We start from the raw sequence: 12,240 nt of genomic DNA, 5'->3' as shown, positions 1-12,240 counted from the left end.
TCAGACCAACAAAAACCGACGGCGCCTACCACGTCCATTACCGCCACCAACGCATCGCCAGCTTCGACCTCGCAAAGCCAACCCAACAATGCTAAAACCGTTACCTATGTCCCCGAACACCCGTTACCTATCTCCCCGGTCTGTACACCCACGAGGGGGAGGGAAATCCTAATGGAGTCAATTGACCGCCCGCCGCTCCAGGGCGCCAGCCCTGGCCCGGGTGTTGGCAATAATGGTCGCTACTGCGAGAAGGCCTTGTCCGGCGGCGGGGAAATGATCACCGGTGCCCCGGGCGGGTTGGCGAGGATCACCGGGCCGGGTTTCGGCGGCTTGCGGATGTTGGGTGACGGGCGGGTGGGCGCCGCATCGTTGTTCTGCCCGAAGACCGGTCTCGACCCTCGCGCATCCGCCGTCCTGCGCCAGGTCCTGATCTCGCGCATGCGCTGGCGCATCTCCTGCTTGTTGATCTCGGCATTGGCGGCGCGCTCCGCCTCGATCTGGCGGCGGAGCCGGTCTGCCGCCATCACCTGCATCTCGCCCTGAACCTTGAGCTCGCGCTTGCGCAGCAGCAGCTCGTCACGCTGGGCGTAATAGGCCTGGAGCCGCGCCTCGTCCTCGGCGCGCTGCCTCTCTTCCTCCCGCGCCAGGCGCAGCTGCTCCTGCTGCAGGCGCTCAAGCTCGCTGATGCCCTGCTGCATGAGGCTGACGCCGAGCGAAGTGGCGATCTCGGAATTGTCCTCGCTCCTCACCAGCGCCAGGGGCGGCCCGGCATAGGCGACGCTCATCCGCGGCAGGTTGGGCCGTGCCTTGAGGGAGACGCCCACCTCCATGTCGATCTCGCCCTGCGCCAGGTCGGCGACCGTTTTCACATAGACGCCGGCGTCGTCATCGACGTGCTGCACGGTCGCGAACGTCATCTCGCCGCCGGCAAGGCCGATGATGCCGCTGACCGCGCCGAATGCGAGGCCCGGACCCTGGCGCATCGCCGCGAAGGCGGCGGCGATGGCGCTGGCGTCCTTCGCCGCATTGAGCGCGGTGGTGAAGGCCGCCGGCGTGACACCGGGCAAGGTGAAGCCCTCCAGCGCGAATTGACCCTGGCCCTGCGCAGCGGCAAGCGCCGCGGCGGGGCTGCGGCCCTCGCTGCGGAAAGTAAGGTCCACCTCGCCCACGCCCGCGGCAACCGGCCCTCCCGCCGCCAATGCCAGCTGCCGCGCGAGATCGACCGGCATGCGCATCTTGCCGGAAAGCACGCGGCTTTCCGCCGTTCCCGTCGACGTGAGATCAAGCTGAGCGCCGCGCCCGCCCTCATCCTTGCCGAGCATGGCAAGGTGAATTTCGCCGGGCTTCGCCGCGATCCCCACCGAGGCGCTCCTCGCCGTGAAATGGCGGTGCACGTCCAGCGATGCCGGTGTCAGCCACAATTGCCCGGTGAGGCCGAAGGGCAGCGCGGTGGCAAAGCCCGTCTCCAGCCCGCCGCCGGGGCCGGACCAGTCAAGGAAGGTTGCGGCCATCAGGTCGCCAAGGCGCAGCGTGCCGGTGTCGAGCCGCGCGTCCAGCACCATGGCGGGCGTGAGGCTCGCCGCGCCGCTGAAGGGCGCGGCGCCGAGGCGGCCATTGATTTCCGCGAGCGTCCACTTGCCATCGGCCCAGCCCAGCGCCGCATCCCCCACCAGCACACCGCCGGCATAATCCGCCACCGGCAGGCCCGACGCCGCGAAGAGCGGCGCCGCATCGGTGGCCCGCAGCGCCAGCTTGCCGTTGATGCCAAAACCTTCCGCCAGCGGATCGAAAGCGCCCTCGTAATCCAGCCGCCCGCCCAGCGCCTGCAGTGTCGCCGTGGCGTCGAAGCCCGCCGCCATGCGGCCCCGCGCCGCGAGGGCGATGCTTGCGGGCAGCGCATCCTGCCCCAGTGGCGCGAGGCCGATGAGCGCGAGGACGGGACGCGAAGCCGCCGCATCGATCTTCGCAGTCCCGGTGAAGCTGTTGTCCGGCGCGACGCTGCCGGAGGCGGCAAGGGTAAGCGGGCCCGCCGTGCCGCCGGCCTTGAGCGTGATGACGGAGCCCCCCTTCCCCGGATTCACGCCGAGATCGGCGCGCAGCACGGTGGCGCCGGGGTTTTGCGCCCATGGCGGCAGGCCGGCGGCGCCTGCCAGCCCCATCAGCCTGATCAGTTCGCCCGGGTCACCGGCCTTGATGTCGAGACTGATGGAACCGTCCGCCCCCTTGCCATTATCGAGGATGAGGCCCGAGGCCGCCACACTGGCGCCGCCCACCGCCCCGATGCTCAGTGTACGGAGGTCCATGCCATTGGCCCCGGACTGCAGGTCGAGCGTCACGTCCCTTGCGGTCACCCCGTTCATGGCGAGTTCGCCGGCCTTGACCATGAGGCGAAGGTCCGGCGCATCGGGCCGCGGCAGCAGCGCGCCGAGAAGCCCGTCCGCGCCCTGTTGCGCCGCGGCCTGGATGGCCGGAATGCCCTGCGGCGCATAGGCATCAAGGTCGAAGCGGCCGCTTTCGGCATCGACATCCACCGCACCCCGCCCGGCTGAGGTTACGGCGAGCGAACCCTTGCCCGGCTCGCCGTCGAGTTCGAATTGGCTCCCCGTGAGGCGCAGGCCCTGCGGCGCGAGGCTGAGGCCGGTCTGCAGCTTGAGGCGGCCGCGGCTTCCGGTCCACAGCGGCGCGAGGCCTTCTTTCAGGCCGGGCCACAGCCACAGCGTGAATTCGCGCAGGTCATTGACCTCAAGGCCCAGGTCGCCCGACAGCTCACCGCCGCCAGGCGCGGTGAAATAGCTGCCCCTGAACAGCATGTCGCTGCGCCCGGGCAGGCCGGATGCAAGACGCTTGATGCTGAGCCGGTCGCGGTCGGCGGCAATGACGAGTTCGACATTGTCGAAGCTCTGGCCCCCGCTTCTGAGCGAGGTCACCCTCACGCTGCCCCCGAGGCTCATGTCCTGCGGCAGCAGCGCCAGAAGGCCGTCAATAACCGCGATGCTGCCCGCCTGGCGCAGCACATCGCGCGACCTCGCGCCCGCCAGTTCGTCGAGGTCGAGAACCGAGGCGGAGAGATCGGCAACCGCGTCGATATGACGGCCAAAACTGAGCGACGCGGACCCGGTGGCGATGGCGGTTGCATCGGCCGGGTCATCACGCGCCAGCTCGATGTCGGTGAAATCGACCCGGTCGAGATTGCCACTGGCCCTGGCGGTGAAGATCAGCGGGCGGAACTGACCCCCGGCATCGCCCCCGCCGCCCTCTCGCTGCGCCGACGATACCTGAACGCTGCCCTGGGCCAGTCCGTCCTTGTAACTGCCATCGAAGCTGTAGACGCCACCCGAATTGTCCGCCGCCTGCAGCTTGACGCCGAACAAAAAGGGCTGGCCCTTCACATAAGCCGCGGTGTTGAGCGCGATGTTCACCGGCGTGCCGTTGTAAACAGCCCCGGCGCGCAGCCGCCATGGGCCCGCGACACCGGGCGAGGCGACGTCAGCGTCAATGCCATCGAGCGTCACCGTCTCGTCGCGGCGGCGGTCACGGAATTTCACCGTGCCGCCGGTGAGCGCGATCCTGTCGAGCCTGACGCGCGAGAGGATGTCGCTGTTGACGAGGTCAGCCGAGGGCTCGAGCATCCAGTTGCCCTCGCCCGTTTCCAGCCGTTCCATGGTGAGTTCCGGCTGCTCGATGGCGATGCTTTCGACGTCGATGCCGCCCTGCAGCAGACCCTGCAGCGTCATGTTGACCGTGAGCCGCCGCGCCGAGGCGAAGTCCCTGGCGTCCATGCTCTCCGGGCTGCCGACACGGAGGTTTTCGATGGTGAGGCGCGGCCACGGGAAGAGCCGCGCCGAAACAGGCCCGTCGATGACAACCCCGCGGCCCGTCAGCTTCCTACCATAGGCCTCGAGGTCGGCGCGGTAGCTATTCCAGTCGATGACGAAGGGTGCGGCCAGCAGACCCGCAACCAGCATGACCAGCAGGATGCCGAAATAGAGAACGGGGGATTTCCACACCGTCCTTCGCCCCGGGTTCTGTCGCTTGCGGCGGGCCATCAGAGGGCGGCGTTCTTGCCGGGGTTCATGATATTCTCCGGGTCCAGCGCGCGCTTGATCTGCTGCATGAAGGCCAGCGCGGGGCCATGCTCCCTGGCGAGATAGGCGCGCTTGCCCGAGCCGATGCCATGCTCGCCGGTGCAGGTGCCGCCCATGGCGATGGCGCGGTCGATCATGCGGCCATAAACGTCCTTCACGCGCTTGTATTCTTCGGCATCCGACCGGTCGCAATAGAGCACCACGTGAAAATTGCCGTCGCCCACATGGCCGACGATGGGGCCATAGAGGTTGTTGGCGGCAAGATCGGCCTGGGTTTCCGTCACGCAGCGGGCGAGCCGCGAGATCGGCACGCAGACATCCGTTGCGAAGGCCTCCTTGCCCGGCATCAGCGCCTTGGTGGCCCAGAAGGCGTCATGCCGCGCCTGCCACAGTTTCTGCCGCTCCTCCTCCCTGGTGGCGATGCCGCAGGGGCCACCGCCCAGCTCCCCGGCGATGGCCGCGAAGGTTTCCGCCTGCTCCTGCGCGGACGCCTCGGTGCCATGGAATTCGAGGAACAGCGTGGGCGCAACCGTGAGGCCGAGATTGGAATAGGCGTTGAAGGCCTTCACGTGCTCGGCATCCACCAGCTCGATACGGGCCACCGGAATGCCCATCTGGATCGCCGCAATCGTGGCATCGCAGCAGGCTTCGACCGAGGGAAAGGGGCAGACAGCGGAAACGATGGCTTCCGGAATGCCATAGAGCTTCAGCGCCACCTCGGTGATGACGCCCAGCGTGCCTTCGGAGCCGACCAGAAGGCGGGTGAGGTCGTAGCCGGCCGACGACTTCCTGGCGCGTGAGCCCGTGCGGATGATCTCGCCATTGGCCATGACGGCGGTGACGTTGAGGACGTTTTCCCGCATGGTGCCGTAGCGCACGGCATTGGTGCCGGAGGCGCGCGTGGCCGTCATGCCGCCGAGGCTGGCATCCGCGCCCGGATCGACGGGGAAGAACAGGCCCTGGTCGCGGAGATGGGCGTTGAGCTGCTTTCGCGTGACGCCCGCCTGCACCCGGCAGTCGAGGTCGGAGGCGTTGACTTCAAGGACGTGGTTCATCTGCGAGACATCGATGGAGATGCCGCCGAAGGGGGCGGAGAAATGCCCTTCGAGCGAGGTGCCCGTGCCATAGGGAATGACCGGCGTGCCGTGTTTCGCGCAGGCGGCGACGATCCTCCGCACCTCCTCCGTGCTCCTCACGAAGGCCACCGCGTCGGGCGGTGCGCCGGGGTTCCACGTCTGGTCCTTGCCATGCTGTTCGCGCACGGCGGGGGCAGTCGAGAGACGGTCGCCCAGCCAGGAGCGGATGTCGGCGATGGTCTGAGTTGTGCTGGTCTTGGGAAGCGGGCTATCCATGAAACCGAAACTAACCGCAAACCGGAGTTTTTGCGATGGGTTATCCAGCCCCCTTTACGGGGTCCCTGCTCAAGGTGGAGGACCAGTGGATCGACTATAATGGCCATTTCAACATGGCCTATTACAATGTGCTGTTCGACCGCGCCGGGGACGAGGCCTTCGCCGCGGTGGGGCTGGGGCCGGATTATGTGAAGGAGCGCAACCACTCCTTCTTCACCCTGGAATGCCACAACACCTATGTGCGCGAGCTTCACGCCGGTGATTCGGTGCGGATCGAAACCCAGTTCCTCGACTGCGACGCCAAGCGCGTGCACTATGTGCAGCAGATGTTCCACGCCGGAGAGGGGTGGCTCTCCTGCGTCACCGAGATCATCGTGATGCACATCGACATGGGGATCAAGAAATCCGCGCCCTTCCCGCCCGATGTGATGGAAAAGATCGAAGCAATGCGCGAGGCGCACCGCCATCTGCCGACGCCGCCGCAAGTTGGGCACAAGATTGGCATCCGGAAAAAGGCCTGACACCGCAAGACGTCACATTCGCGCAACATTAACGGCGCATTAAGCCTTCATAACGTGCTGAAGAATCAACGAAGGAGGCGAGTATCATGAACACCGGTCTCAACCTGTTCGCGGAAGCGCTTGTTTTCGTTCACGGGCTCGGCGCCGAATCGGAAGCCGCAAAACATGCCCAGATCTGCGAACGCCTGGGCGATATGGAGACGGCGGAGACGTGGCGCCAGCTTCAGGGCGCCGTCCGCAGCCTGAAGCGCCCCTCCGACTGCGCGAAGCTGCAGGCGGCCTGAAGTTTCGCTTTTCGTTCCCGGAAGCCCTATATTGGTCCGATAGATTCGGACCTTTGGAATGAGCAGCAAGAATTTTGACCTGAATGACTTCGGGGACGGGCAGCCGGGCGACGAGCAGCCCGCCCCCGCGATCAGGCCCGGGGGACTGGCGGCGCGCGCCATGGGTCAGCAGGGGGAACCGCCCTACCTCAAGGGCCTCAACCCCGAGCAGCGCGCCGCCGTCGAGAACACCGATGGGCCGCTCCTCGTGCTGGCGGGCGCCGGCACCGGCAAGACGCGGGTGCTGACCACCAGGCTCGCCCACATCCTGGCCACGGGCAAGGCCTGGCCGGGGCAGCTCCTTGCCGTGACCTTCACCAACAAGGCGGCGCGCGAGATGCGCGACCGCATCGGCGCGCTGATCGGCGGCGCGGTGGAGGGCATGCACTGGCTCGGCACCTTCCATTCGATCGGGGTCAAGATCCTGCGCAACCACGCGGAGCTCGCGGGGCTCCGCTCCGGCTTCGCCATCCTCGACACGGATGACCAGATCAGGCTCCTGAAGCAATTGCTGGATGCCCATGACGTGGACGAGAAGCGCTGGCCGGCCCGCCAGCTCGCCTCCCTGATCGACGGCTGGAAAAACCGCGGGCTGACGCCGGACCGCGTGCCCGCGGGCGAGGCGCATGGCTTCGCCAACGGCCTCGGCGGGCAGCTCTACCGGGAGTACCAGCAGCGGCTGAAGGTGGTGAATGCGGCGGATTTCGGCGACCTGCTGCTCGAGGTGCTGCGCATCTTCCAGGAACACCCGGACGTGCTGAGGGACTATCAGCGCCGCTTCAAATACATGCTGGTGGACGAGTATCAGGACACCAATGTGGCGCAGTATCTCTGGCTCAGGCTCCTGGCCCAGGGCCATAGAAACATCTGCTGCGTGGGCGATGACGACCAGTCGATCTATGGCTGGCGCGGGGCCGAGGTCGACAACATCCTGCGCTTCGAGAAGGACTTCCCCGGCGCCAGGGTGATCCGGCTGGAACGCAACTACCGCTCCACACCGCAGATTCTGGGTGCTGCCTCGGGCCTGATCGCCAAGAACGAGAGCCGGCTTGGCAAGACGCTGCACACCAGCCGCGAGGATGGCGAGACCGTCATCGTGCGCGCCCACTGGGACGGCGACGAGGAAGCCCGCGTCATCGGGGAGGACATCGAGAATTTCCAGCGCAAGGGCGAGAAGCTGAACGATATGGCGATCCTGGTGCGCGCCTCCTTCCAGATGCGCGCTTTCGAGGACCGCTTCATCACGCTGGGCGTGCCCTACCGCGTGATCGGCGGTCCGCGCTTCTATGAGCGCGCCGAAGTGCGCGATGCGCTGTCCTACCTCAAGATCGTCGCCTCGCCCGACAATGACCTGGCCTTCGAGCGCATCATCAACACGCCGAAGCGCGGCATCGGCGACACCTCGGTGAAGCGCATGCATGCCATTGCGCGGGCGCAAGGGGTTTCGCTCTACCGCGCCGCGGAGGCCATGTCGCTCACCGGCGAGCTGCCCGCCAAGACGCGCAGCGCGCTCGCCAAGCTGATCGAAAGCTTCGGTCGCTGGCGGCAGATGGCACAGGGTCTGCCCCATACGGAGCTTGCCGAAATCGTGCTCGACGAGTCCGGCTACACCGAAATGTGGCAGAACGACAAGAGCCCGGAGGCGCAGGGCCGCCTCGACAACCTCAAGGAACTCGTGCGCTCCATGGGCGATTTCGAGAACCTGGCGGGCTTCCTTGAGCACATCGCGCTCGTCATGGACGTCGAACAGTCAGCCGGGGAAGACAAGGTTTCGATCATGACCATGCATGGCGCCAAGGGCCTCGAATTCGGCACCGTGTTCCTGCCCGGCTGGGAGGAGGGCCTTTTCCCCTCGCAGCGCTCGCTCGACGAAAAGGGCCGCGCAGGCCTCGAGGAAGAGCGCCGCCTCGCTTACGTGGGCATCACCCGCGCCAAGCGCCGCGCCACCATTTCCTTTGCGCAGAACCGGCGCGTGCACAATCTGTGGCAGAATGCGCTGCCTTCGCGCTTCATCGACGAATTGCCCGAAGTGCATGTCGAGGTGGCCCCCATGGCAACGAGTTATGGCGGCTTCGGGCTCGGCACCTATGGCAAGAGCCGCTTTGACGAAGAACCCAGGCCTTTCGGCAACAGCTATGCCACGCCCGGCTGGCAGCGCGCCCAACAACGCTGGTCGGAAGGCAAGGCTCAGCGCTCCACCCCCCATTTCATCGAGGGCGAGATGGTGGCGCGGGGCGCCGAGGCGGCGAAATATGCCAAGGGCGAGCGCGTCTTCCACGAAAAATTCGGCCATGGCGTGATCAGCGCTGTGGAGGGCAACAAGCTGACCATCGACTTCGACAAGGCGGGCGAGAAGCGGGTGATCGACAGCTTCGTGACCAGGGCCTGAGCCGCGCGGCTCAGGCCGCCACCTTCTTGCCGCTCACCGCCTCGCCCGCGCCGGGTGACAGGGCGAGGAACTGCAGGCAGGCCGTGAGCGAGCAGGCCGCCACCGCGGCGAAGGCGATGGTGAAGTCCATCGGCGTCAGCGTCTCATCCGCCCGCCACCACTGCGCGGCCTCCAGCACGAAGGCGGCGAACACCACGCCCAGCGACAGCGAGAGCTGCTGCGCCACGGTGTAAAGGCTGGTCGCATAGCTCACCTGCCGGTGATCGACGTCCGAGTACGACATGGCGTTCAGCGCCGTGAACTGCAGCGAGCGCAGGAAACCGCCGGCGAAGAGCAGCGAGAGCGCCAGCAGATAGGGCGTGGATGACGACAAGAGCCCCATCACCGAGATCGACACGCTGGCCATGACGCCGTTGACCAGCAGCAGCTTGCGGAAGCCGAAGCGGCGGATCATCTTCGCCGCGCCCAGCTTCATCGAGATGGCGCCCGCCGCCGCCACGAAGGTGATCATGCCGGACTGGAAGGCGCTCATGCCATAGGCGAGCTGGAACATCAGCGGCAGCAGAAAGGGCACCGCCCCCACGCCCACCCGGAACAGGCTGCCGCCGACGACGCCGGCGCGGAAGGTTTCGATCCTGAGAAGTGACAGGTCGAGAATGGGGTGCTCGGTGCGCCGTGCGTGGCGCACATAGAGTCCGGCCAGCACCGCGCCGAGGACCATGAGCAGCGTGGGCGTCCAGCCCGGCAGCAGGTCTCGCCCCATGATGGTGAGCCCGAAGATGAAGGACGAAAGGCCGAGACCCGAGAGCAGGAAGCCCACCGCATCGAGCTTCGGCGCCTTGTCGGCATGGATCTCCGGCATCAGCACCGTGGCCAGCACGAAGGCGAGTATGCCGAAGGGCAGGTTCATCCAGAACACCCAGCGCCAGCCGAAACTGTCGGTTATGAAGCCGCCGACGGGCGGCCCCACCAGGGGGCCGATGAGCGCCGGAATGGTGAGCCAGGCCAGCGCATCGACCAGCTCCGCCTTGGGGACGGTGCGCAGCAGGATGATGCGGCCCACCGGCACCATCATCGCCCCGCCGATCCCCTGCAGGGCGCGCGCCGCCACGAGGCCGCCGAGCGAACTCGCCATGCCGCAGGCCAGCGAACCCAGCGTGAACACCGCGATCGCCACCCGGAAGACGTGGCGCGAGCCGAAGCGGTCCGCCAGCCAGCCGCTGACCGGGATGAAGACGGTGAGGCTGAGCAGATAGGTGGTGAAGGCCAGCTTCAGCATGATCGGATCGGTTCCAAGCGACCTGGCGATGGCGGGGAGCGAGGTGGCGATCACCGTCGAATCCATGTTCTCCATGAACAGTGCGGAGGCGATGATGAGGGGGATCAGCCGGGAGGATGACATGGCGCCCAAATACCACGGGCCAAGCTTCCGGACTCATGCCGATAACGCAGGGGCGCCGTGGACCACCCCGGGGCCGCTGCCCCTTTCCGGCCCGATTTCCCGCGTTTATAAGTCGCCTCACACTGAATCGGACCCTTTTGGCGCGCCCCTGCCCGCCTGCCCGCGCGCCCCGGAGCATTTTTGTGTTTGACCGTTTCTTCACCAGGCTCGAGTCGCTGGTCGACCCTTTCCCGCCCGAGCAGCCGGACATGCCGCCCCAGGGCTTCCTCGCCTTCTGCTGGCATTATACGAAGCCGTTCTGGCCGCTGCTGCTGGTCTCGACGCTGCTCTCGGCGGTCATCGCCCTTCTCGAGGTCTATCTCTTCGCCTTCCTCGGCAAGCTCGTGGACCTTTTGACGGCGGCGAACCGCGAAACCTTCTGGGCTGATCACGGCACGCAGCTGATGATCATGGGCGGCGTGGCGCTTGTGCTGCTCCCGGTCCTCAACTTCTTTTCGGAAGCCGTCTCCCACCAGGGCCTGCGCGGCAGTTATGCCATGCGCATCCGCTGGGTGGCGCACCGCTATGTGCTGCGCCAGTCGATGGACTTCTTCACCAATGATTTCGCCGGCCGCGTGGCGACCAAGGTGATGCAGACCGCGCTCGGCGTGCGCGATGCGGTGATGAAGTTCACCGAGGTGCTGGTCTATGTGGCGGTCTATTTCCTCGGCGCGCTGATCCTGGTGGCGGCGGCCGACCGCTGGCTGATGATCCCGCTCCTGATCTGGCTTGCGGGTTATGCCGCTGCCTGCTGGTATTTCGTGCCGCGGCTGGGCAAACTCTCCCAGGTGCAGGCGGAGCTGCGCTCGCTGGTGACGGGCCGCGTGGTGGACAGCTACACCAACATCCCCACCGTCAAGCTCTTCGCCCACGCCGACCGCGAGGACGGTTACGCGCGCGAAGGCATGGACTGGATGCTGAAATCGGTGAACGACTCGATGCGCATGTCGACGCTGATGACGACGGCGCTGCAGATTCTCTCGGGCGTGCTCATCTTCACCATGTCGGCCATGGCGATCTGGCTGTGGCACGCTGGCTCGATTTCAACGGGCGCCATCGCCTTCGCGGTGGGCCTCACGCTGCGGCTGAAGGCCATGTCGCAGTGGATCATCTGGGAAGTGGCGGGGCTGTTCGAGAATGTCGGCGTCATCCAGGACGGCATCGAAACCATCGCCCGCGAGCGCTCCATCAGGGATGCGCCGGATGCGAAGCCGCTGACCGTCAGGAAAGGCGCCATCCTGTTCGATGGCGTGACATTCAACTACGGCAAGCCGCTGATCGCGCGCGACAGGCCAGTGGTGCAGAACCTGACCCTCTCCATCGCGCCGGGCGAGAAGGTGGGCCTCGTAGGCCGCTCGGGCGCCGGCAAATCCACCCTCTCCAACCTGCTGCTGCGCTTCTACGACCTCGAGAAGGGCCGCATCCTCATCGATGGGCAGGACATCGCGCATGTGACGCAGGATTCGCTGCGCGCCGGGATCGGCGTGGTGACGCAGGACACCTCGCTCCTTCACAGATCCGTAATCGACAACATCCGCTACGGCAAGCCGGACGCCACCATGGCCGAGATCGAGGCTGCGGCGCGGAAGGCGCATGCCGACGAGTTCATCGCCACGCTGATGGACCCGAAGGGCCGCCGCGGCTACGAGGCGCATGTGGGCGAGCGTGGCGTCAAGCTGTCGGGTGGCCAGCGCCAGCGCATTGCCATTGCCCGCGTTCTGCTCAAGAACGCGCCCATCCTCGTGCTGGACGAAGCAACGAGCGCGCTGGATTCCGAGGTCGAACAGGCGATCCAGGAGAATCTCTATGCCCTCATGGAAGGCAAGACGGTGATCGCGGTGGCCCATCGCCTCTCCACCATCGCGGCGATGGACAGGCTGGTCATCATGGACAAGGGCGTCATCGTCGAGGATGGCACGCATCGCGAACTGCTCGACAGGGGCGGGCTCTATGCCTCGCTGTGGCAGCGCCAGTCCGGCGGCTTCCTCGTGCAAGACAACGATCTCGCGGCAGCCGAATAAATGGCCTCGGCTCCACGGCGCGGCAACCCCAGCGAAAGCCGGGCGCCAGCTTTGGCCGACGTTACGGCATGTGGCGGGGCCAGAGCATGCTCTCTCTTTGTCTGGTTG

General features: G+C 66.4%; 7 protein-coding genes. 4 read left to right on the top strand and 3 right to left on the bottom strand.

Annotation, left to right across the window (positions count from 1 at the left end):
* Positions 1-239 precede the first annotated feature (239 nt).
* Together IOC69_RS12095 and IOC69_RS12090 are read right to left on the bottom strand one after the other, a co-directional pair.
* Complete coding sequence (locus IOC69_RS12095) at positions 240-4,007, bottom strand: AsmA family protein (RefSeq protein ID WP_290543813.1); 3,768 nt, start codon at positions 4,005-4,007, stop codon at positions 240-242.
* 38 nt (positions 4,008-4,045) lie between these two features.
* On the bottom strand, positions 4,046-5,437 hold the full coding sequence (locus tag IOC69_RS12090) for an FAD-linked oxidase C-terminal domain-containing protein (RefSeq protein WP_290543812.1): 1,392 nt from the start codon (positions 5,435-5,437) through the stop codon (positions 4,046-4,048).
* 35 nt (positions 5,438-5,472) lie between these two features.
* Here IOC69_RS12090 and IOC69_RS12085 point away from each other — a divergent pair, with 35 nt between their 5' ends.
* The 3 genes from IOC69_RS12085 (at position 5,473) to IOC69_RS12075 (ending at position 8,670) form a co-directional block, all read left to right on the top strand.
* On the top strand, positions 5,473-5,958 hold the full coding sequence (locus IOC69_RS12085) for a thioesterase family protein (protein WP_290543811.1): 486 nt from the start codon (positions 5,473-5,475) through the stop codon (positions 5,956-5,958).
* A gap of 86 nt (positions 5,959-6,044) precedes the next feature.
* A complete protein-coding gene (locus IOC69_RS12080; RefSeq protein ID WP_290543810.1) occupies positions 6,045-6,242 on the top strand; it encodes a hypothetical protein in 198 nt (65 codons plus the stop codon).
* Between the two features lie 58 nt (positions 6,243-6,300).
* On the top strand, positions 6,301-8,670 hold the full coding sequence (locus IOC69_RS12075) for an ATP-dependent helicase (RefSeq protein WP_290543809.1): 2,370 nt from the start codon (positions 6,301-6,303) through the stop codon (positions 8,668-8,670).
* Positions 8,671-8,680: 10 nt separating this feature from the next.
* Here the strand turns inward: IOC69_RS12075 and IOC69_RS12070 are convergent, their stop codons facing one another.
* On the bottom strand, positions 8,681-10,072 hold the full coding sequence (locus IOC69_RS12070) for a DHA2 family efflux MFS transporter permease subunit (RefSeq protein WP_290543808.1): 1,392 nt from the start codon (positions 10,070-10,072) through the stop codon (positions 8,681-8,683).
* A gap of 182 nt (positions 10,073-10,254) precedes the next feature.
* Between IOC69_RS12070 and IOC69_RS12065 the strand changes: the two genes are divergently transcribed.
* Entirely contained in the window at positions 10,255-12,132 is a 1,878-nt protein-coding gene (locus IOC69_RS12065) for an ABC transporter ATP-binding protein (protein ID WP_366935519.1), read from the top strand.
* Positions 12,133-12,240: the final 108 nt, after the last annotated feature.

The organism is Aestuariivirga sp. (genome assembly GCF_020252405.1).
In the GTDB taxonomy this organism is placed as follows: Bacteria; Pseudomonadota; Alphaproteobacteria; order Rhizobiales; family Aestuariivirgaceae; genus Aestuariivirga.
Note: the sequence above shows the minus strand (reverse complement) of the source record. Positions and strands in the feature narration are given on the sequence as shown.